23 protein-coding genes are annotated in these 20,056 nt (G+C 55.7%); all 23 read left to right on the plus strand.

Annotated features, from left to right (window positions below; translation table 11 throughout):
* The first annotated feature begins 9 nt into the window (after window positions 1-9).
* The 23 genes from upp to ETR37_RS10770 all read left to right on the plus strand — a co-directional run bounded on the left by upp (window position 10) and on the right by ETR37_RS10770 (window position 19,800).
* The gene (gene upp, locus ETR37_RS10660; RefSeq protein ID WP_011232835.1) at window positions 10-639 is read left to right on the plus strand and encodes a uracil phosphoribosyltransferase; all 630 of its coding nucleotides are present in this window, start codon (window positions 10-12) and stop codon (window positions 637-639) included.
* Window positions 640-942: 303 nt separating this feature from the next.
* A complete protein-coding gene (locus tag ETR37_RS10665; protein ID WP_119877736.1) occupies window positions 943-1,167 on the plus strand; it encodes an AtpZ/AtpI family protein in 225 nt (74 codons plus the stop codon).
* A 1-nt stretch (window position 1,168) separates the two neighbouring features.
* Complete coding sequence (locus tag ETR37_RS10670; protein WP_015376064.1) at window positions 1,169-1,552, plus strand: ATP synthase subunit I; 384 nt, start codon at window positions 1,169-1,171, stop codon at window positions 1,550-1,552.
* A gap of 17 nt (window positions 1,553-1,569) precedes the next feature.
* On the plus strand, window positions 1,570-2,283 hold the full coding sequence (atpB, locus tag ETR37_RS10675; RefSeq protein ID WP_015376063.1) for a F0F1 ATP synthase subunit A: 714 nt from the start codon (window positions 1,570-1,572) through the stop codon (window positions 2,281-2,283).
* 67 nt (window positions 2,284-2,350) lie between these two features.
* Window positions 2,351-2,569: a F0F1 ATP synthase subunit C gene (gene atpE, locus ETR37_RS10680; protein ID WP_011232830.1), complete on the plus strand. Its 219-nt coding sequence runs from the start codon at window positions 2,351-2,353 to the stop codon at window positions 2,567-2,569.
* A 120-nt stretch (window positions 2,570-2,689) separates the two neighbouring features.
* The gene (locus tag ETR37_RS10685) at window positions 2,690-3,223 is read left to right on the plus strand and encodes a F0F1 ATP synthase subunit B (RefSeq protein WP_190300174.1); all 534 of its coding nucleotides are present in this window, start codon (window positions 2,690-2,692) and stop codon (window positions 3,221-3,223) included.
* Window positions 3,220-3,756 carry a F0F1 ATP synthase subunit delta gene (locus tag ETR37_RS10690; RefSeq protein WP_011232828.1) on the plus strand — a complete coding sequence of 179 codons (537 nt, stop codon included), beginning with the start codon at window positions 3,220-3,222 and terminating at the stop codon, window positions 3,754-3,756. Before ETR37_RS10685 ends, ETR37_RS10690 begins: the two co-directional genes overlap by 4 nt.
* A 24-nt stretch (window positions 3,757-3,780) precedes the next feature.
* Window positions 3,781-5,289 (plus strand): F0F1 ATP synthase subunit alpha, encoded by a 1,509-nt coding sequence (atpA, locus tag ETR37_RS10695; protein ID WP_129447232.1) that lies wholly within the window; start codon window positions 3,781-3,783, stop codon window positions 5,287-5,289.
* 67 nt (window positions 5,290-5,356) lie between these two features.
* A complete protein-coding gene (gene atpG, locus ETR37_RS10700) occupies window positions 5,357-6,214 on the plus strand; it encodes an ATP synthase F1 subunit gamma (protein ID WP_011232826.1) in 858 nt (285 codons plus the stop codon).
* Window positions 6,215-6,241: 27 nt separating this feature from the next.
* Window positions 6,242-7,663 carry a F0F1 ATP synthase subunit beta gene (gene atpD, locus ETR37_RS10705; RefSeq protein ID WP_011232825.1) on the plus strand — a complete coding sequence of 474 codons (1,422 nt, stop codon included), beginning with the start codon at window positions 6,242-6,244 and terminating at the stop codon, window positions 7,661-7,663.
* 22 nt (window positions 7,664-7,685) lie between these two features.
* Window positions 7,686-8,087 carry a F0F1 ATP synthase subunit epsilon gene (locus tag ETR37_RS10710; RefSeq protein ID WP_015376059.1) on the plus strand — a complete coding sequence of 134 codons (402 nt, stop codon included), beginning with the start codon at window positions 7,686-7,688 and terminating at the stop codon, window positions 8,085-8,087.
* A gap of 274 nt (window positions 8,088-8,361) precedes the next feature.
* Window positions 8,362-8,730, plus strand: coding sequence for an NADH-quinone oxidoreductase subunit A (locus tag ETR37_RS10715; RefSeq protein WP_015376058.1), 369 nt, complete (start codon window positions 8,362-8,364; stop codon window positions 8,728-8,730).
* Window positions 8,721-9,233 carry a NuoB/complex I 20 kDa subunit family protein gene (locus tag ETR37_RS10720; protein ID WP_011232822.1) on the plus strand — a complete coding sequence of 171 codons (513 nt, stop codon included), beginning with the start codon at window positions 8,721-8,723 and terminating at the stop codon, window positions 9,231-9,233. Before ETR37_RS10715 ends, ETR37_RS10720 begins: the two co-directional genes overlap by 10 nt.
* Before the next feature lie 3 nt (window positions 9,234-9,236).
* Window positions 9,237-10,646, plus strand: coding sequence for an NADH-quinone oxidoreductase subunit C (locus ETR37_RS10725; RefSeq protein ID WP_129447233.1), 1,410 nt, complete (start codon window positions 9,237-9,239; stop codon window positions 10,644-10,646).
* Window positions 10,647-10,649: 3 nt separating this feature from the next.
* Window positions 10,650-11,750, plus strand: a complete 1,101-nt coding sequence (locus ETR37_RS10730) for an NADH-quinone oxidoreductase subunit D (protein ID WP_033005905.1) — start codon at window positions 10,650-10,652, stop codon at window positions 11,748-11,750.
* Entirely contained in the window at window positions 11,747-12,748 is a 1,002-nt protein-coding gene (nuoH, locus tag ETR37_RS10735) for an NADH-quinone oxidoreductase subunit NuoH (RefSeq protein WP_069304566.1), read from the plus strand. The genes ETR37_RS10730 and nuoH overlap by 4 nt, the downstream gene beginning before the upstream one ends.
* Window positions 12,749-12,999: 251 nt before the next feature.
* Window positions 13,000-13,419, plus strand: a complete 420-nt coding sequence (nuoI, locus tag ETR37_RS10740) for an NADH-quinone oxidoreductase subunit NuoI (RefSeq protein ID WP_013146600.1) — start codon at window positions 13,000-13,002, stop codon at window positions 13,417-13,419.
* Window positions 13,416-13,937, plus strand: coding sequence for an NADH-quinone oxidoreductase subunit J (locus ETR37_RS10745; protein ID WP_053414169.1), 522 nt, complete (start codon window positions 13,416-13,418; stop codon window positions 13,935-13,937). The genes nuoI and ETR37_RS10745 overlap by 4 nt, the downstream gene beginning before the upstream one ends.
* Entirely contained in the window at window positions 13,934-14,239 is a 306-nt protein-coding gene (gene nuoK, locus ETR37_RS10750; protein WP_011232815.1) for an NADH-quinone oxidoreductase subunit NuoK, read from the plus strand. Before ETR37_RS10745 ends, nuoK begins: the two co-directional genes overlap by 4 nt.
* A 17-nt stretch (window positions 14,240-14,256) precedes the next feature.
* Entirely contained in the window at window positions 14,257-16,110 is a 1,854-nt protein-coding gene (gene nuoL / locus ETR37_RS10755; RefSeq protein ID WP_129447234.1) for an NADH-quinone oxidoreductase subunit L, read from the plus strand.
* Window positions 16,107-17,684 carry an NADH-quinone oxidoreductase subunit M gene (locus ETR37_RS10760; protein ID WP_129447235.1) on the plus strand — a complete coding sequence of 526 codons (1,578 nt, stop codon included), beginning with the start codon at window positions 16,107-16,109 and terminating at the stop codon, window positions 17,682-17,684. The genes nuoL and ETR37_RS10760 overlap by 4 nt, the downstream gene beginning before the upstream one ends.
* Before the next feature lie 4 nt (window positions 17,685-17,688).
* Window positions 17,689-19,182, plus strand: a complete 1,494-nt coding sequence (gene nuoN, locus ETR37_RS10765) for an NADH-quinone oxidoreductase subunit NuoN (protein WP_129447236.1) — start codon at window positions 17,689-17,691, stop codon at window positions 19,180-19,182.
* 378 nt (window positions 19,183-19,560) lie between these two features.
* Window positions 19,561-19,800, plus strand: a complete 240-nt coding sequence (locus ETR37_RS10770; protein WP_011232810.1) for a DUF1146 family protein — start codon at window positions 19,561-19,563, stop codon at window positions 19,798-19,800.
* The last annotated feature ends 256 nt before the right edge of the window (window positions 19,801-20,056 follow it).

Below are 20,056 nucleotides of genomic sequence, written 5' to 3' on the forward strand. Positions count from 1 at the left end.
AGTTGACCCATGGGAAAAGTGTACGTCTTTGATCATCCGCTCATCCAGCATAAATTGACCTACATTCGCGACAAGAATACGGGCACGAAAGAATTTCGCGAGCTTGTCGACGAAGTGGCGACGTTGATGGCGTTTGAAATTACACGTGATCTGCCGCTTGAGGAAGTCGAGATCGAAACCCCCGTCAGTAAAGCCAGAGCGAAAGTGATCGCCGGCAAAAAACTGGGCGTCATTCCGATTTTGCGCGCCGGCATCGGCATGGTTGACGGCATCCTGAAGCTCATCCCGGCGGCGAAAGTCGGCCATATCGGCTTGTACCGCGATCCCCAAACATTAAAGCCGGTCGAATATTACGTCAAGCTGCCGAGCGATGTCGAAGAGCGCGATTTTATCATCGTCGACCCGATGCTCGCAACCGGCGGATCAGCGGTGGCGGCGATCGATGCGCTGAAAAAGCGGGGTGCGAAAAGCATTAAATTTATGTGCCTGATCGCGGCGCCGGAAGGAGTCAAAGCGGTGGAAACGGCCCACCCGGATGTGGACATTTACATCGCTGCCCTTGATGAGCGGTTGAACGACCACGGCTATATTGTCCCTGGTCTTGGCGACGCCGGCGATCGGCTGTTTGGCACAAAATAACAGCTGCAAGGCGCCCCGCGCCGCGCGGGGTTCGCATTCCATCGAGCGGTGGAGAGGGTGCCTTGCCCATGCGTCAGTTAAGCGCTTGCATCGAATCATGAAAAGGAAAATAGGCTAAAAATAAAATATATCATTATACATCATCATTGTGAGAAGAAAATGAGAAATTGTCACAAATTATTAATATTTGCCCTATGTGAATGAGGTTTTACGTGGAAACACATTGACATTGACCAGGCCGTATTGTATCCTTTACAAGGGGTAGATTGAGAAGGTTTTCATTATGTTAAAGGGTGTGTTGGCATGTCCCCAAAACAGCGCCACCCGTTTCAAGCCATGGCGTTGATGTCCGCCATCGTCTCCCAACTTGTTGGTTCGATTTTGGTCGGCGTTTTCGGCGGGAGATGGATCGATGATCGATTTGGCACCGAGCCGATCTTTTTGATCGTCGGCCTTTTGCTCGGACTGGCGGCCGGCGTGTATGCGATGTTGCGCTTGATCCGCCAATATTTCTCTGAGGAGCAATAAAATGGGAAATCTTCAAGCGATGTTTTGGCGGCAAGTTCGATACATATTGTATTTGCTCGCCATCTATACGCTCGGCTTTGGATTTACGCCGTATAAAACCGTTTTTCTCAGCTTGATTCTCGGCACATCGATCAGCCTCCTCATGGTTTGGAACTTAACCTGGAAAATCGAAAAATTCGGACAAGCGGTGGCGGCGCGCAAAAAAGTGCGCACATTAGGCACCTTATCGCGTTTGGCGCTTGCCGCATTGGCTGCTGTCATTGTTCTGACGTATCCGCAATATTTTCATATCGTGCCAACCGTTTTGGGATTAATGACATCCTACATTGTCATTATAATAGATTTCTTCTTTCACAAATGGAAAAACGACAAGCTGCAGGCATGAAAGCGAGGTGAGAGAGGATGGAGCATAAAGCGCCGCTTGTCGAATTTTTAGGCCTTACGTTTAATTTATCTGATATGTTGATGATTACGATCACCTGTTTGATCGTTTTCATCATTGCTGTTGCGGCTACTCGCTCGCTTCAGCTGCGCCCGACGGGGATGCAAAACTTTATGGAGTGGGTCTTTGACTTTGTTAGAGGCATCATTAACAGCACGATGGATTGGCAAACGGGCGGCCGCTTTTTGACGCTGGGGGTCACGCTCATCATGTATGTGTTTGTGGCCAATATGCTTGGACTGCCGTTTTCCGTCCATGTCAACGGCGAACTTTGGTGGAAATCGCCGACCGCGGATGCGACCGTTACGTTGACGCTGGCGGTGATGGTCGTCGCCCTCACCCACTACTATGGGGTGAAAATGAAAGGGGCATCCGACTATTTGCGCGATTACACCCGTCCAGTCGCCTGGTTGTTCCCGCTTAAAATCATCGAAGAGTTTGCCAACACGCTGACGCTCGGTTTGCGTCTTTTCGGGAACATTTACGCCGGGGAAATTTTGCTTGGCTTGCTCGCCAGCCTTGGCACGCATTACGGTGTGCTTGGCGCTGTTGGCGCAGCCATTCCGATGATGGTGTGGCAAGCGTTCAGTATTTTTGTCGGAACGATTCAGGCGTTCATTTTTACGATGTTAACCATGGTTTATATGGCTCATAAGGTCAGTCATGACCATTGAGCATTCCTTATCATTTCATTAAGGACTTGAAACATTACTTTAACATGGTGAAGGAGGATCTATCAACATGAGTTTGGGTGTACTTGCAGCTGCGATTGCGGTAGGTTTGGGGGCGTTAGGCGCCGGCATCGGCAACGGGTTGATCGTCAGCCGTACCATTGAAGGGATTGCTCGTCAACCAGAATTGCGTCCGGTTTTGCAAACGACGATGTTCATCGGGGTTGCGTTGGTTGAGGCGCTTCCGATCATCGGTGTCGTCTTCTCGTTCATTTACTTAGGTCGATAAGAAATCGATATGGAAAGTGATGGCGAAGTTCGTGTCAACGACCACCTTCGCCATTCCTTTATGTGCGGTTTTGCGAGACCGCATCGGTGCGATAGCTGTCGAAAGGAGTGAAACGCGGTGTTGTGGAAGGCAAACGTATGGGTGCTCGGCGAAGCGGCGCATGGCATCAGCGGCGGCACGATTATTTACCAATTGCTGATGTTCATTATTTTGCTGGCCTTGTTGCGCAAATTCGCTTGGCAGCCGTTAATGAATATCATGAAACAACGTGAAGAACATATCGCGAACGAAATCGACCAGGCGGAAAAACGCCGTCAAGAAGCAGAAAAACTTCTTGAAGAACAGCGCGAACTGATGAAGCAGTCGCGCCAAGAAGCGCAAGCGCTCATTGAAAACGCGCGCAAGCTGGCTGAAGAGCAGAAAGAACAAATTGTCGCCTCGGCCCGTGCGGAAGCGGAACGGGTGAAAGAAGCGGCGAAAAAAGAAATCGAGCGTGAAAAAGAACAGGCGATGGCCGCGCTCCGCGAACAAGTGGCCTCGTTGTCTGTCTTGATCGCCTCAAAAGTGATTGAAAAAGAGCTGACCGAGCAAGATCAACGCAAGCTGATCGAAGCGTACATCAAAGACGTTCAAGAGGTAGGAGGAGCGCGATGAACCAAGAAGTGATCGCCAAACGGTACGCGTCCGCTTTGTTCCAAATCGCGCTCGAACAAGGACAGCTTGATCGAATCGAAGAAGATGTTCGCGCCGTGCGCCAGGCGTTGGCGGAAAACGGCGAGTTTTTATCGCTTCTTTCGTATCCGAAACTTTCCTTGGATCAGAAAAAAGCGCTCATCCGCGAAGCGTTCGCCGGTGTGTCCACCCCGGTGCAAAACACGCTTCTCCTTCTTCTGGAGCGCCATCGCTTCGGCCTTGTGCCCGAGCTGGCGGAACAGTTTCTCGCCCTCGTCGACGATGCGCGCGGCATCGCCAAGGCGGTCGCCTATTCGGCGCGGCCGTTGACGGACGAAGAACTGCGGGCGCTTTCCGACGTCTTTGCCCAAAAAGTCGGCAAACAGACGCTTGAGATTGAAAATATCATTGATCCGGAACTCATCGGCGGCGTGAAGCTGCGCATCGGCAACCGCATTTACGACGGCAGCGTCAGCGGGCAGCTTGAACGGATTCGGCGGCAGCTGATCGGCTAACATTTGAAGACAGGGGTGAAAGGCATGAGCATTCGAGCGGAAGAAATCAGCGCGCTCATTAAGCAGCAGATTGAAAACTATGAATCGCAAATCCAAGTGAGCGATGTCGGAACCGTCATCCAAGTCGGCGACGGGATCGCGCGCGCTCATGGGCTCGATAACGTCATGTCCGGCGAGCTCGTCGAGTTTGCCAACGGCGTGATGGGCATGGCGTTGAACTTGGAAGAAAACAACGTCGGTATCGTTATTTTAGGACCGTACACCGGCATTAAAGAAGGGGACGAAGTGCGCCGTACGGGCCGGATCATGGAAGTGCCCGTTGGGGAAGCGCTCATCGGCCGCGTTGTCAACCCACTCGGTCAGCCTGTTGACGGATTAGGGCCGGTGGAAACGACGGAAACGCGCCCGATCGAGAGCCCGGCGCCGGGCGTTATGGACCGGAGATCGGTGCATGAGCCGCTGCAAACCGGGATTAAAGCGATCGACGCGCTCGTGCCGATCGGCCGCGGCCAGCGCGAGCTCATCATCGGCGACCGGCAAACGGGGAAAACGTCCGTCGCCATTGACACGATCATCAACCAAAAAGACCAAAACATGATTTGTATTTATGTCGCCATCGGGCAAAAAGAATCGACGGTCCGCACCGTTGTCGAAACGCTCCGCAAACACGGCGCGCTCGACTATACGATCGTCGTCACCGCTTCGGCGTCGCAGCCGGCTCCGCTTTTGTTCTTGGCGCCGTATGCCGGTGTGGCGATGGGCGAGTACTTCATGTATAAGGGCAAGCACGTTTTGGTTGTGTACGACGATTTATCGAAGCAGGCCGCGGCATACCGTGAATTGTCGCTCTTGCTTCGCCGCCCGCCGGGCCGTGAAGCGTATCCGGGGGATATTTTCTACTTGCACTCCCGCCTGCTTGAGCGCGCAGCGAAATTGAGCGATGCCAAAGGCGGCGGTTCGTTGACTGCGCTTCCGTTCGTCGAAACGCAAGCGGGCGATATTTCCGCGTACATTCCGACGAACGTCATCTCGATTACGGACGGGCAAATTTTCTTGCAATCGGACTTGTTCTTCTCCGGCGTCCGCCCAGCGATCAACGCAGGGTTGTCCGTTTCGCGCGTCGGTGGGGCAGCGCAAATCAAAGCGATGAAAAAAGTAGCCGGGACGCTTCGTTTGGACTTGGCCGCTTACCGTGAGCTCGAAGCGTTCGCCCAATTCGGCTCCGACCTCGATAAAGCGACGCAGGCGAAGCTCGCCCGCGGGGCGCGCACGGTCGAAGTGCTGAAGCAAGATTTGCATCAGCCGATTCCGGTCGAAAAACAAGTGTTGATCATCTATGCATTGACGCGCGGCTTTTTGGACGACATCCCGGTTGAAGATGTGCGCCGTTTCGAGAAAGAGTTTTACTTGTGGCTCGACCAAAACGGCCAACACTTGCTTGAGCACATCCGCACGACGAAAGATCTTCCGAACGAAGACGATCTCAATCAAGCGATCGAAGCGTTCAAGAAAACGTTTGTCGTTTCACAATAAGGCCGGCGGGGGCATATCGCCCCCTCACGCCTGTTAGAACCCGTGCAGCAAAAAGGTGGTGAAACCTTTGGCATCGTTACGCGATATTAAAACGCGCATCAATGCGACGAAGAAGACAAGCCAAATTACAAAAGCGATGGAAATGGTCTCGACGTCGAAGCTGAACCGCGCGGAGCAAAACGCGAAATCGTTCGTTCCATATATGGAGAAAATTCAAGAAGTCGTGGCCAATGTGGCGCTTGGCGCCGGGGGGGCTTCGCATCCGATGCTCGTTTCGCGCCCGGTGAAAAAAACCGGTTATCTCGTGATCACGTCGGATCGCGGTCTGGCTGGCGCGTACAACAGCAACGTGCTGCGCCTCGTGTACCAAACGATCCAAAAACGCCATGCTTCTCCGGACGAATATGCGATCATCGTCATCGGCCGCGTCGGGTTGAGCTTCTTCCGCAAGCGGAACATGCCGGTCATTCTCGACATCACGCGCTTGCCGGACCAGCCGTCGTTTGCTGATATTAAAGAAATCGCCCGCAAAACGGTTGGGTTATTCGCCGACGGTACGTTTGACGAGCTGTATATGTATTACAACCATTACGTGAGCGCGATCCAGCAAGAGGTGACGGAACGGAAGCTTCTGCCGCTCACTGACTTGGCGGAGAATAAGCAGCGCACGGTGTACGAATTTGAACCGTCGCAAGAAGAAATTTTGGACGTCTTATTGCCGCAGTATGCGGAAAGCCTCATTTACGGCGCATTGCTCGATGCAAAAGCAAGCGAACACGCCGCCCGCATGACGGCGATGAAGAACGCAACGGACAATGCGAACGAGCTCATTCGCACATTGACGCTTTCCTACAACCGCGCTCGCCAAGCGGCGATTACGCAAGAAATTACGGAAATTGTCGCCGGAGCAAACGCCTTGCAATAGGGGACTAGCAAGTTAGGAGGGAAAACGATGACAAGAGGACGCGTTATCCAAGTCATGGGTCCGGTTGTAGACGTCAAGTTTGAGAACGGCCACTTGCCGGCGATCTACAACGCCCTGAAAATTCAACATAAAGCGCGCAACGAAAACGAAGTCGACATCGACTTGACATTGGAAGTCGCCTTGCACCTTGGCGATGATACAGTACGGACGATCGCGATGGCGTCCACAGACGGCCTCATCCGCGGCATGGAAGTCATCGATACCGGTGCACCGATTTCGGTGCCGGTCGGCGAAGTCACGCTTGGCCGCGTGTTCAACGTCTTGGGCGAGCCGATCGACTTGGAAGGCGACATTCCGGCTGACGCCCGCCGCGACCCGATTCACCGTCCGGCGCCAAAATTCGAGGAATTGGCGACGGAAGTCGAAATTTTGGAAACGGGGATTAAAGTCGTTGACTTGCTTGCCCCGTATATTAAAGGCGGAAAAATCGGTTTGTTCGGCGGCGCTGGCGTAGGAAAAACGGTCTTGATCCAAGAGCTGATTCACAACATCGCCCAAGAGCACGGCGGGATTTCCGTCTTTGCTGGCGTCGGCGAACGGACGCGCGAAGGAAACGACTTGTACCATGAGATGAAAGATTCCGGCGTCATCAGCAAAACGGCCATGGTGTTCGGACAAATGAATGAGCCGCCGGGGGCGCGGATGCGCGTCGCCTTGACCGGCTTGACGATGGCCGAATACTTCCGTGATGAACAAGGCCAAGACGTGTTGCTCTTTATCGATAACATCTTCCGTTTCACGCAGGCCGGTTCGGAAGTGTCGGCGCTGTTAGGCCGCATGCCGTCGGCCGTTGGTTACCAACCGACATTGGCGACGGAGATGGGTCAATTGCAAGAGCGGATCACGTCGACGGCGAAAGGCTCGATCACCTCGATTCAAGCGATTTACGTCCCGGCCGACGACTATACGGACCCGGCTCCGGCCACGACGTTCTCGCACTTGGATGCGACGACGAACCTGGAGCGGAAGCTCGCGGAGATGGGGATTTATCCGGCCGTTGACCCGCTCGCTTCGACATCGCGTGCGTTGGCGCCGGAAATCGTCGGCGAGGAGCATTATCAAGTCGCCCGCAAAGTGCAGCAAACGCTGCAACGTTATAAAGAATTGCAAGACATCATCGCCATCTTGGGGATGGACGAACTGTCGGACGAAGACAAACTCGTCGTTCACCGCGCCCGCCGCATCCAGTTCTTCTTGTCGCAAAACTTCCACGTGGCGGAGCAGTTCACGGGCCAACCGGGCTCCTACGTGCCGGTCAAAGAAACGGTGCGCGGCTTTAAAGAAATTTTGGAAGGCAAATACGACCATCTTCCGGAAGATGCGTTCCGCTTAGTCGGCCGCATTGAAGAAGTCGTTGAAAAAGCGAAAGCGATGGGTGTCGAAGTGTGACCCGGGATAGGGGGATTGGACAATGAAAACGATCCACGTGAGCGTCGTTACTCCTGATGGCCCGGTGTACGAAGACGATGTTGAGATGGTCAGCGTCAAAGCGAAAAGCGGCGAGCTCGGCATTTTGCCGGGGCACATCCCGCTTGTCGCCCCGCTCGAGATCAGCGCGGCCCGGTTGAAAAAAGGCGGCAAAACGCAATACATTGCCGTCAGCGGCGGCTTTTTGGAAGTCCGCCCGGACAACGTGACGATTTTGGCTCAAGCTGCTGAACGGGCGGAGGACATTGACGTCCTCCGCGCCAAAGCGGCGAAAGAGCGGGCGGAGCGCCGCCTGCAAAGCCAGCAGGATGACATCGACTTCAAACGGGCCGAACTGGCGTTAAAACGCGCCATGAACCGTTTGAGCGTTGCGGAAATGAAGTAAAAAGCAGGGGAGTTTTTCCCCTGCTTTTTTTGATGAAAACGGAAGAATCGTCCGTCAAGGAGAGAGGCAAACGCTCTCTCTTTTTTCGTTCCTCGCATTCCGTCGTTTCAACAAAGATGAAGCGCTTACATGAATGGATACCGTGTTGACAGTGTTAACTTGAAGTTTTGCTGACACGGCTGGATATAAATGTTATAATGAAATCGAAGGAATTATTGAAAAATTTCATCATTAACACCATACGTATGTAGTAAACCGGAAGGGGGCGAGCTGGTTGAGCAACATCTATGCAAACAGTTATTTGATCATCTTCGTCTTCCTTTGCCTCGGTGTGTTGCTGCCGATCGGGGCGCTCACGGCCGGGCGGTGGCTGCGGCCGCACGTGCCGAGTGATGCAAAGGCGACAATTTATGAAAGCGGTAACAATCCCTTTCACGACTCGCGCGTTCAGTTCCAAGTTCGGTACTACCTATTTGCCTTGCTGTTTGTCATTTTCGATATCGAGACGGTGTTTTTGTACCCGTGGGCTGTTGTCTATGACCAACTCGGCTTGTTCGCGTTGGTGGAAATGATCATGTTCATCGTTTTGCTTGCCATTGGCTTGATCTATGCTTGGAAAAAGAAGGTGTTACGATGGATGTGAAATGGGAGGGTTTTTCTGGCGTCGAAATGGAAGAAGTGAAGCGAAACGTCTTTTTGACGACGTTGGAACAGTTGAAAGGATGGGCCCGAAGCAGTTCGCTTTGGCCGTTGACGTTCGGCCTTGCCTGTTGCGCCATCGAGATGATGGCGGTCGGCGGCGCCCATTACGACCTCGACCGGTTCGGTTCGTTTTTCCGCGCCTCGCCGCGGCAGGCGGACGTCATGATTGTCTCGGGCACGGTGACGAAAAAAATGGCGCCGCTCTTGCGCCGGTTGTATGACCAAATGCCCGAACCGAAATGGGTCATCGCCATGGGTTCGTGTGCGACAGCCGGCGGCCCGTACGTCAAATCGTACAGCGTCGTCAAAGGCGTCGACCAAATTGTCCCGGTGGACGTGTACATACCAGGCTGTCCGCCGAACCCGGCAGCGCTCATCTACGGCATTCATAAATTAAAAGAAAAAATCCGACTGGAAGCCAAAACGGGGAAGAAGGTGCTGTAACCGATGGATGAAGAAAAAGATTTGGCCCAGCGAAAAAAAGAAGCAGCCGAGCGGGCAAAACAGCTGGCGCGCGAACGGCTCGCGGCCAAGCAAGCAGCAGAACAGGCGAAGCAAGCCGCTGAAACCGGTGACGCCCGAAGCGATGATTTGAATCCTTCTTCGGATGTATCCGACGGCCCGGCAAATGAAGCGCCGGGCGGCGCGGCGCAGCCGCCATCGGCTGAAGACATCGCGTCAGCGAAAAAACGAGTTGCCGAAGAGGTGCGAGCCAAGGCCGCCGAGTTGCGGCGACAGCGCGAGGCGGCGGCGTCCGGGGACGACCTCGAGGCGGCGAAGCGGAAGGCGGCGGAGGAAGCGCGGGCGAAGGCGGCGGAATTGCGAAGACAGCGGGAGGCCGCTGCGTCTGGTGCGGCGACAGGGGACGACCTCGAGGCGGCGAAGCGGAAGGCAGCCGAGGAAGCGCGGGCGAAAGCGGCCGAACTGCGGCGACAACGCGAGGCGGCGGCGTCGGGAGCGGGGTCCGGGGACGACCTTGAGGCGGCGAAGAAGAAAGCGGCGGAAGAAGCGCGGGCGAAAGCGGCCGAACTGCGTCGTCAGCGCGAGGCGGCCGCGTCCGCAGGTGCGTCGGAAGAGGACCTCGAGTTAGCGAAGAAAAAGGCTGCCGCGGCGGCTAAGGCGAAGGCGGCGGCGCTGGCCAAACAGAAGGCCGCTGAAGCGGCGGGAAGCGATGACGAGCTGGCGAAGCAAAAAGCGAAAGCCGCCGCTGCAGCGAAAGCGCGGGCTGCTGCTATGGCGAAGCAGCAAGGCGATGCTGCCGACGATGAGGCGAAACAAAAGGCGATCGCGGCGGCGAAAGCGAAAGCGGCCGCGGCTGCCCGGGCGAAGGCCGCAGCCGCTGGGGAGGATGGCGGGGCGGCGAAGCCATCTGCTTCATCGCCGAACGATCCGCTGCTTGAGAAATATGTCCGCATCATTCATGAGCATCTCGGTTCGGACGTGCTCGAGGATGCATACATCAACCGGCTGGCGAAAGATGTGCCGACGCTTGTCGTGAAAAAAGAGGCGTACTACAAAGTCGCTGAGTTGTTAAAGGGCCATGAACAGCTGCAGTTTGATTATTTATCCGAGCTGCACGGCACCGATTTTCAGACGCATATGGAAGTGTACGTCCATTTGTATTCCTATCCAAACCGGCAGCCGGTGGCGCTGAAAGTCAAAATCGAGCGCGACAACCCGGAAGTCGATTCGCTCGTTCCGCTTTGGCCGGGGGCGAACTGGCCGGAGTGCGAAGCGTACGATTTGCTTGGCATCCGTTTCCGCGGCCACCCGAACTTAATCCGCATCTTTCTTGGGGAGCACTGGGTTGGGCATCCGCTGCGCAAAGATTACGAGCCGTACGATGCGGAGGTGTAGATGATGCTGCGCACAGAAGAAATGATTTTAAACGTCGGCCCTCAGCATCCGAGCACGCACGGGGTGTTCCGCCTCATTTTAAAAATTGACGGCGAGATCATTCAAGAGGCGACGCCGGTCATCGGCTATTTGCATCGAGGGACGGAAAAAATCGCCGAAGGGCTGCAATACACGCAAATCATCCCGTACACCGACCGGATGGACTACTTGTCGGCGATGACGAACAACTATGTGCTTTGCCATGCGGTCGAAACGATGATGGGCATTGAAGTGCCGGAGCGGGCCGAATATTTGCGCGTTCTCGCCATGGAGCTCGGGCGGATCGCCAGCCACCTCGTCTGGTGGGGGACGTATTTGCTCGATCTTGGTGCGACGAGCCCGTTTTTGTACGCGTTCCGCGAACGCGAAATGATTATTAATCTATTAAATGAGCTGTCTGGAGCGCGGCTGACGTTCAACTATATGCGCATCGGCGGCGTCAAATGGGATGCGCCGGACGGTTGGATTGACAAAGTGAAGCAGTTCGTTCCGTACATGCGGGAGAAACTTCACGGCTATCATGAGCTTGTCACTGGCAATGAAATTTTCCGCCAGCGCGTCACCGGCGTCGGGCGGTATACGAAAGAAGAGGCGATCAGCTATTCGCTCAGCGGCGTCAACTTGCGGTCGACCGGCGTCAAATGGGATTTGCGCAAAGATGAACCGTATTCGATCTATGACCGCTTTGATTTTGACGTGCCGGTGCGCGATGGCGGCGACTGCCTTGCCCGCTATGAATGCCGGATGGCGGAAATTGAGCAGTCGCTTCGCATCATCGAGCAGGCGTGCGAGCAATTTCCGCCTGAGGGGCCGATCATGGGAAAAGTGCCCCGCATCATAAAAGCGCCGCCGGGCGAGACGTTCGTCCGCATCGAGGCGCCGCGCGGCGAGATCGGCTGCTATATTGCGAGCGACGGCAAAAAGGAGCCGTACCGCCTCAAATTCCGGCGTCCGTCGTTTTACAATCTGCAAATACTCCCGAAGTTGCTCAAAGGGGAAAACTTGGCCAATGTCATTGCCATTCTCGGGTCGATTGACATTGTGCTCGGGGAGGTCGATGGATGATGGAGCAATGGCTTGAATCGACGCCAAGTTGGTCGAACATCGCCCTGTTTTTCGGGCTTGGGGCGTTGCTTTTGGCGGTCGTGCTCGGGTTTGTCACATACGGCATTTTGGCCGAGCGGAAAGTGATGGGGTTTATGCAAGGGCGCATCGGCCCGAACCAGGTCGGCGGCCGCTTCGGACTGTTGCAAACCGTTGCCGATGTGTTGAAGCTGCTTTTGAAAGAGGATACGATCCCGAAAGCAGCCGACCGTCCGCTGTACGTGTTGGCGCCGATCATCGCCTTTACGCCGTCGTTTATGGTGCTGGCGGTATTGCCGTTTACCGATTCGTTCCGGTTCGCCGATATCGGCGTCGGCCTTCTGTATTATATCGCTGTCTCCGGCTTGACAACCATCGGCGTTGTCGCCGGCGGCTGGGCGTCGAACAACAAATACGCTCTGCTTGGCGGCATGCGCGCGGCGGCGCAAATGATTTCGTATGAAATTCCGCTCGTCATGTCAGCGCTTGGCGTCGTGCTTTTGGCTGGAAGCATGAATTTAGTCGACATCGTTGCGGCGCAAAAAGACGTCTGGTTCATTTTCGCCCAGCCGTTGGCGTTTTTGATTTTCCTCATTGCCGCGGTGGCCGAGTTGAACCGGACGCCGTTTGACTTGCCGGAGGCGGAGTCCGAGCTCGTCGCCGGCTTCCATGTCGAATATTCCGGGTTCCGTTGGGCGTTCTTTATGCTCGCCGAGTATGTGTATTTGTTCGCCATGGCGGCGCTTGTGACGATTTTGTTTCTCGGCGGTTGGCATCCGGTCGCATTTCTCGGCTGGATTCCTGGCGCGGTCTGGTTTGCGCTGAAGTTTTGTGCGGTCGTTTTCGTCCTCATTTGGTTTCGCGCCACATTTCCGCGCGTGCGCGCCGACCAGCTGATGGAGTTCGCCTGGAAAGTGCTGCTTCCGCTTTCGCTCGTCAACATTGTGCTGACGGCGGTCGTGAAAGCGTGGTTTTTCTAAAAGGCCGGTGATTTAGTGAAAAGTCGCGAAAAACGGACTCTTTTCAAATTGAGAAGTCCTGTAAAATCAACGCCTCTCTTTCACCCAAAAGCAACGGATTCGGCGAAATCGGTCGTTTTTCACCAGTCCTCTAAAGGAACAAAGCAACTTGTCTTGCCAAGAAGGGGGCAGCCGCCCATGAGCATGGCCTCCTCCTTCGGGCAGAGGTCGTGTCGGAACGCCACTTTTCCCATGAGAGGGGTAGAAGACGGATGATTGGGTTGATGAAAGGATTGGCGTATACGTTAAAAGAGTTGACGCGCGAAAAAGTGACGTACGATTACCCGCACGAACCGCTCCCGCTCCCGGATCGGTTTCGCGGCATCCAGAAATTTTATCCCGAAAAATGCATCGTGTGCAACCAGTGTGTCAACATTTGCCCGACCGAATGCATCCAGCTGACCGGGAAAAAACATCCCGATCCGACGAAAAAAGGGAAAGTGATTGAGACGTACAACATCAACTTTGAAATTTGCATTTTATGTGATTTGTGCACGGAAGTATGCCCAACGGAAGCGATTGTCATGACGAACAACTTTGAGCTCGCGGAATACAGCCGCGACGCTCTGTATAAAGATTTGGCCTGGCTCGATGAAAACGATACGAACATCAGAAGGGAGAATAAGCCGTGAGCGGAACGGACATCGCCTTTTTCTTGCTCGCCCTCGCGGCGATTGCCGGGGGAGTGACGATGCTCCAGCTGACGAACGTCGTCCATATGGTCATCGCCCTCGTCATGACATTTGTAGGCATTGCCGGGCTGTACGTGCTGTTGTCCGCCGAATTTGTCGCTGTTGTGCAAGTGCTTATCTATTCCGGAGCCATCACGATCATCATGCTGTTTGCGATCATGCTGACGCGCCATCACACAGACGAAAGGGAGCGCCCAACCACCGGCGGCGTCTGGCATAAAGCGGTTGCCGCCCTCTCCGTCATCGCCTTCGGCCTTGCCGTCTACTTCGGCATCCGCCAGCTCGACTTCGGCGCTGACGGCAGCGCGCTTTCGGGCGACAACGCGAAGGCGATCGGCAAGTCGCTTTACTCGTATTATACGATTCCGTTTGAAATCGTGTCCGTCATTTTGCTTGTCGCCTTAATTGGCGCGATCGTGTTGGCGAAAAAAGACGGCAAGGGGGCGGAAGACGAATGACATTATCGGCCTATTTAGCGTTGGCGCTGATCTTGTTTTGCATCGGCTTGTATGGGGCGCTGACGAAGCGAAATACGGTCATTGTGCTCATTTGTATTGAACTGATGTTAAACGCGGTCAACATCAATTTCGTCGCTTTTGCCAAATACGGCGCCCATCCCAGCGTTCACGGGCACGTGTTCGCGCTGTTTGCGATCGCCGTGGCGGCGGCGGAAGCAGCCGTCGGCTTAGCTGCGCTCATCGCTTTTTACCGCAGCCGGAAGACGGTTCAAGTCGATGAAGCCAATTCGTTGAAACATTAGAGAAGGGGATGGGAACGATGATGAACCTAGCTTGGGTCGTGCCGCTGTTCCCGCTTGGTTCGTTCATTCTGTTGCTGCTGTTCGGACGGAGATGGAAACAGCGAAGCGCCTATGTCGGCATCGCCGCGGCGTTCTTGTCGTTGCTTTTGGCGCTCGCGGTGCTTGTGGACCGCCTTGGCGGGTCGACGTATGAGGCAAACTGGACATGGATGACGATAGGCGGCGTGACGTTGACGGTCGGGATTTCCGCCACCGCCCTAAACGCTTGGATGCTCGTCGTCGTCGCACTCGTCAGCTGGCTCGTCCATGTGTATTCGCAAGGGTACATGGCTGGCGATGAACGGTTTTCCACCTTTTACGCGTATTTGGGCCTGTTTACGTTTGCGATGCTCGGTCTTGTGCTGTCGCCGAATTTGCTGCAGGCGTACATCTTTTGGGAGCTCGTCGGGCTTGGATCGTTTTTGCTGATCGGTTTTTACTTCTATAAGGAAGAAGCAAAAGCGGCGGCGAAAAAAGCGTTCATCATGACGCGCATCGGCGACGTTGGCTTTTTTATCGGCATGATGTTGCTCTTTTGGCAAACGCACAGCTTTGATTACGATGACATTTTCCGCGCCGTCGGCGACGGCACGCTGTCGCCGGGGATGACGACGCTCGCTGTGATCTTGATTTTCATCGGCGCCATCGGCAAATCGGGGCAATTTCCGCTCCATACATGGCTTCCAGACGCGATGGAAGGCCCGACGCCGGTGTCGGCGCTCATCCACGCTGCGACGATGGTGGCGGCCGGTGTGTACCTTGTGGCGGCATTGTTTCCGCTGTATGAGGCAAGCCATGCAGCCATGATGACCGTGGCGACGATCGGCGGGGTGACGGCCATTTTCGCCGCGACGATCGGCTTGGTGCAGACGGACATCAAGCGCGTCCTCGCCTATTCGACGATCAGCCAGCTCGGTTATATGATGTTGGCGCTTGGCGCCGGCAGCTATGTCGCGGCCATCTTCCATTTGACGACGCATGCGTTCTTTAAAGCGCTCCTCTTTTTGGCCGCCGGGAGCGTCATTCATGCCGTCCGTACGCAAAACATCGAGGAAATGGGCGGACTTTGGCAGCGGCTGCCATGGACCGCGCCGCTATTCCTCATTGGGGCGCTGTCGATCAGCGGGGTTCCGCTATTCGCCGGCTTTTTCAGCAAGGACGAAATTTTGGCCGCCGCCTGGACGAACGGGCCGCGCCTCCTCTTTTGGCTCGCGGTCGCTGCCGCGCTGTTGACGTCGTTTTATATGTTCCGGCTCTTTTTCCTCGTCTTTGCCGGCAAAGCGCGGCATCATGAGGATGCTCATGAAGCGCCGGCCTCGATGGTGGCGCCAATGCTTGTGCTCGGCGTGCTGTCGATTGCATCCGGATACATGCAAACGCCGTGGTTTGGCTCGTTCCTTGGCGAATGGTTGACGGATGGAGCGTATCGTCATGAAGCGGCGCCGGGATGGATCGCTGTTTTGGCGACGATCGTGTCGTTTGCAGGGATTTTTCTCGCTTGGCTGATGTACGGGGCGCAGAAAATGCCGCGCGATTGGCTGTCCGCGCGTGTTCCGTATGTTGATGAGCTGCTGCGCCGTCATTACTACATCGATGACATTTACCGTTTGACGGTCGTGTCGCTTGTGTCATGGATCAGCCGCCTGTTGGCGTATGTCGACCGCTTCCTGGTGGAAGGGCTTGCCCGGCTTGCCGTCGGCATTGTCGGCGCGGCCGCCTCGGCTGGGTCGCGCGGGCAAAACGGGCAGGCGCAGACGTATGGGGCGGTGACGGTGGCCGGATTGGCGATTTTGGTCGTCATTTTCGCCTTAACAGGGGGGTACTGGCTATGATGTTTTTATCGCTGCTCGTCTTTTCGCCGCTGTTAGGCATCGTGTTGCTGATGTTTGTGCGCAAAACGGATGAACGAATGATTCAATGGCTCGGAACGGCTGCCACCGTACCGCCGCTCATTTTGGCGTTGTTTGCTTTCATTCAGTCCGGGCGCGGGTTTCGCCTCGAGCGGCTCGACGAAGCACGGGACTGGGTGCGGCTTACGGACCTGCCATTTTTGACGGACGCGGCGTATGTGATCCGCTATGAGCTTGGCATCGATGGACTGTCGCTTGTCTTTATCGTTCTGACCGCGGTGTTGGCGACGTTGGCCGCTTTGGCGTCGATGCTTGTCAAAACGGAGAAAAAAGGGTATTTTCTCTGGCTGCTGGCGCTTGAGATTGGCATGCTCGGCGTATTTTCCGCCGCCAATTTCGTTTGGTTTTTCCTCTTCTTGGAAGTAACGTTGGTCGCCATGTTTTTGCTTGTCGGCAAGTGGGGCGGGTTTGAGCGCGAGCGGGCGGCGTACAGCTACTTGTTGTACAACGGGCTCGGCTCGGCTTTGCTGCTTGTCGTGATCGCGGTGCTGCTTGCCCGAACGGGAACAGCGAACTTTGCCTTGCTTCATGAAATGTTACATAATCCAGCGGCGGAAGGGCAACTGATTGCGCCGCTGACGGCGGAAGGGCGTCGCTGGCTGCTCGGCGGGCTGCTGTTAGCATTTGCTGTCAAGCTGCCGGCTGTTCCGTTCCACCGCTGGCTCATCCGCGTCCACGTCGAAGCGCCGCCGCCGGTGGTGATGCTTCATGCCGGGGTGTTGTTGAAAATCGCAGCGTATGGGATGATTCGCTTCGGGGTCGGCTTGTTTCCGGATGAGTTCCGCTCGTTTGCCGGCGTTCTCGCTCTATTTGGCGTCATCAACGTGCTGTACGGCGCGCTGTTGGCGCTTCGCCAGCGCGAATTGAAACATGTGCTCGCCTATTCGAGCGTATCGCACATGGGAGTCGTGCTCATCGGACTCGGCGCGTTGAATGAGGCCGGCATTCAAGGAGCGGTCTTGCAATCGGTGGCTCACGGACTCATCTCGGCCTTGTCGTTTTTGCTTGTCGGCGTGCTCGCTCATCGAATGGGAACAACGGACATCAACCGGCTTGGTGGACTGACGAAAGCGATGCCGCTCTTTTCCGGGTATTTGCTCACAGCGGCGCTCGCCTTGCTCGGTCTGCCGGGGCTGGCGGGATTTGTCGGTGAATTCACGTCGTTCCTCGGGCTGTTTCAAACGAAGCCGGCCCTTGCCGCCGTGGGGGCGCTTGGATTGATCTTCGCCGCTGTCTACTCACTGAAAGCCGTCCTTGATATCACGTTCGGCCACCCCCGCGACCGGCGGGAAGCGGTCATGGGCTGGCGTGAGCCGCAAGCATCTGCGGCAAGCCTCGGTGAACCGCAAGGGGGCGTCGTTGACTTGCAAGGAAAAGAAGCTGTGCCGGCGTTCATCCTCGTCGCGTTGATCGTGGCCGTCGGCGTCTATCCGCAGCTATTGGCCGCGCCGCTTACGGCCGTCGTCAAGACGATGATGAACGGGCTAGGGGGTTGATCACATGAACGATGTATGGCAATCCGATTGGAGCATGATGGCGCCCGAATGGATCGTCCTCGCGGCCGCCATAGCGCTGTTGGTGATGGACTTGGCGCTGCCAAGTAGCCGAAGCCGCCGGCCGCTTGCTTGGGGCGCCGCGGCGGCGGCGGCGCTCGCCATGATCGCGACAGCGGCGATGATCCCGGCCGAGTCGGCATCGATTTTGCATGATACGTTCCGGCTTGATGCGTTCGCCAAAGCGTTCAAGCTCGTTGTGCTGGCTGGCGGAGCGCTCGCTCTGCTTTTAGTGGCCGAATGGGCGCCGAAAGAAGGCAGTCCGCACCGCGGCGAGTTTGCCTATATGATGTTGTTTGCGCTGCTTGGGGCGATGATGATGGCGTCTAGCGGCGATTTGCTTACATTATTTGTAAGCCTTGAGCTGCTTTCGGTGTCGTCCTACATTTTGGCCGGCTTGCGCAAAACGGCGCCGGCATCGAACGAGGCGGCGCTCAAATATGTCATTAACGGCGGCATCGCCACCGCCATCATGCTGTTTGGCATGAGTTATGTGTTCGGCTTGACCGGAACGACGAATCTCGGCGGCATCGCGCGCCGCTTGCAGGAGACGAACGAGCCGTACATGCTTGCTTTGGCGTTTCTGCTTTTGCTGATCGGCGTTTCGTTTAAGCTGGCGACCGTTCCGTTTCATATGTGGGCGCCGGACGTGTACGAAGGAGCGCCCGTTCCCGCGACCGCGTTTTTTGCCGTCGTGTCGAAAACAGCCGGCTTTGTCCTTCTTCTCCGTTTGCTGGTGACGATCTTTGCCGCGGCGCCGGCAGAAGGGAGGGATCCGTCATCGCTCCTTTTGTCGATGCAGCCGATCATCACCGTGTTAGCCGGATTGACGATGATCATCGGCAGCGTCGTGGCGCTTCGGCAGCGGAGTTTAAAGCGGCTGCTCGCCTACTCGAGCATCGCCCACGCCGGCTACTTGCTCGCGGGGTTTGCCGCGATGTCATGGGCGATGATCGATTCGCTCTGGATGTATTTGCTCGTCTATACGTTGATGAACATCGGGACGTTTGCCATTATTGCCCATATTGTCAATGAAACCGGATCCGATGATTTGGATGGACTGGCCGGCTTATATCGGCACCGCCCACTGCTGGCTGCGGCGCTCGGGCTGTTTTTGCTCTCGCTCGCCGGCATCCCAGGAACAGCTGGCTTTATCGCCAAGCTGCATATTTTCATCGGCCTTGTCGTCACAGAGCCGGGCCATTATGTGCTCGCCGCCGTGATGGCGATCACGACCGTCATCTCGTACGTGTACTATTTCAATTTGATCGTCCAGCTCTTTTTCCGCCCGACGTTCACCGCGCCGCTTGGCCGGCTGCCGGCCGGGCTGTCGACCGCCGTCGTTCTTTGCGCGCTTGGAACGTTGGCGATCGGCTGGGCGCCGGGGCTTGCTTACGATATGCTTGCCCAGTTTGGGCATTTTGGCGATTTTTTGCCGTAACGGTAGAATAAAGGGAGAGGGAGAATGCCTCTCCTCTTTTTTTGCGCCGCCGGCTTCGTTTGGAAAGGAGGGGATGCGCTGCGTGCTTTGCGCAGGAAAGCTCCATCGAGCCATGTTTGCTTTCCACCTAGCATGAAAGTTTCAAGGCCTGCGCATTTTCATAGAAAGAGGGGAATGCTCATCCCGCTGGCTTTGTTTCGGGACGAGGAGCACCTTGGATGTGCGGCCGGTGCTGTTTCGGGGGAGAAGAGCTTGTCATGCGACGCTTAATCTGTTTTCGAAACGCATGAAGTGCTTTGGCTGCGCGCCGCGTTCCGAAAAAGAGGAAATGCTTCGTATGCGCCGTTTCACATATGCTTGAGAAAGAGGTGAAACTTGATGATGCCGGTCATCGGCCAACAAGCGTTGATTTCGATTATCGTTCATTTGGCGTTTCTAGCGGTGACGTGGTGGACGCTGCAGGCGGTGCGGCTCGAGGTGCTGCTTCGGCCGAACCGCGTCGTCCAAGGGCGGCTGCTGTACATTTTATTGACGATTGCCATCGGCTCGACGGTGGCGAACTTTTTCCTTGACTATTGGGCTTGGTCAACCGATTTGCCGTATTTGTTCCGCGAATAGGGAGGCCCGGGGCGCCGTGGTGCTTCGGCTCCCCCTCCAATTGCCCGCTTGCCCCGCCCTCTGTCCGGCTGATCCGTTCTTGCCCCCGCCTCTTTGCTCCCCGTCCCGTCCCCTTCTTCCATGGATTCTCGGCTGTTTGCCCTCCGCTTTGATGTTTATTTATGAAATCGATTTCAAAAATCGCCGGTTGTCGATTTTTTTGACGTATGTTCCCTTGCCCGGTGGCAACAATAACAAGTAAGGAGAGGAAGGGAAC

This window comes from Geobacillus sp. PK12 (assembly GCF_004123125.1).
GTDB classification, from domain to species: Bacteria; Bacillota; Bacilli; order Bacillales; family Anoxybacillaceae; genus Geobacillus; species Geobacillus zalihae.

Coding starts and splice junctions, on each gene's coding strand:
- atpB (WP_015376063.1), top strand. CDS start 1,570: ATGGAGCATAAAGCGCCGCTTGTCGAATTTTTAGGCCTTACGTTTAAT.
- ETR37_RS10720 (WP_011232822.1), top strand. CDS start 8,721: ATGGATGTGAAATGGGAGGGTTTTTCTGGCGTCGAAATGGAAGAAGTG.
- ETR37_RS10670 (WP_015376064.1), top strand. CDS start 1,169: ATGGGAAATCTTCAAGCGATGTTTTGGCGGCAAGTTCGATACATATTG.
- nuoI (WP_013146600.1), top strand. CDS start 13,000: ATGATTGGGTTGATGAAAGGATTGGCGTATACGTTAAAAGAGTTGACG.
- ETR37_RS10665 (WP_119877736.1), top strand. CDS start 943: ATGTCCCCAAAACAGCGCCACCCGTTTCAAGCCATGGCGTTGATGTCC.
- nuoK (WP_011232815.1), top strand. CDS start 13,934: ATGACATTATCGGCCTATTTAGCGTTGGCGCTGATCTTGTTTTGCATC.
- atpD (WP_011232825.1), top strand. CDS start 6,242: ATGACAAGAGGACGCGTTATCCAAGTCATGGGTCCGGTTGTAGACGTC.
- nuoL (WP_129447234.1), top strand. CDS start 14,257: ATGATGAACCTAGCTTGGGTCGTGCCGCTGTTCCCGCTTGGTTCGTTC.
- ETR37_RS10710 (WP_015376059.1), top strand. CDS start 7,686: ATGAAAACGATCCACGTGAGCGTCGTTACTCCTGATGGCCCGGTGTAC.
- atpE (WP_011232830.1), top strand. CDS start 2,351: ATGAGTTTGGGTGTACTTGCAGCTGCGATTGCGGTAGGTTTGGGGGCG.
- ETR37_RS10770 (WP_011232810.1), top strand. CDS start 19,561: ATGATGCCGGTCATCGGCCAACAAGCGTTGATTTCGATTATCGTTCAT.
- nuoH (WP_069304566.1), top strand. CDS start 11,747: ATGATGGAGCAATGGCTTGAATCGACGCCAAGTTGGTCGAACATCGCC.
- ETR37_RS10690 (WP_011232828.1), top strand. CDS start 3,220: ATGAACCAAGAAGTGATCGCCAAACGGTACGCGTCCGCTTTGTTCCAA.
- upp (WP_011232835.1), top strand. CDS start 10: ATGGGAAAAGTGTACGTCTTTGATCATCCGCTCATCCAGCATAAATTG.
- atpA (WP_129447232.1), top strand. CDS start 3,781: ATGAGCATTCGAGCGGAAGAAATCAGCGCGCTCATTAAGCAGCAGATT.
- nuoN (WP_129447236.1), top strand. CDS start 17,689: ATGAACGATGTATGGCAATCCGATTGGAGCATGATGGCGCCCGAATGG.
- ETR37_RS10730 (WP_033005905.1), top strand. CDS start 10,650: ATGCTGCGCACAGAAGAAATGATTTTAAACGTCGGCCCTCAGCATCCG.
- ETR37_RS10760 (WP_129447235.1), top strand. CDS start 16,107: ATGATGTTTTTATCGCTGCTCGTCTTTTCGCCGCTGTTAGGCATCGTG.
- ETR37_RS10725 (WP_129447233.1), top strand. CDS start 9,237: ATGGATGAAGAAAAAGATTTGGCCCAGCGAAAAAAAGAAGCAGCCGAG.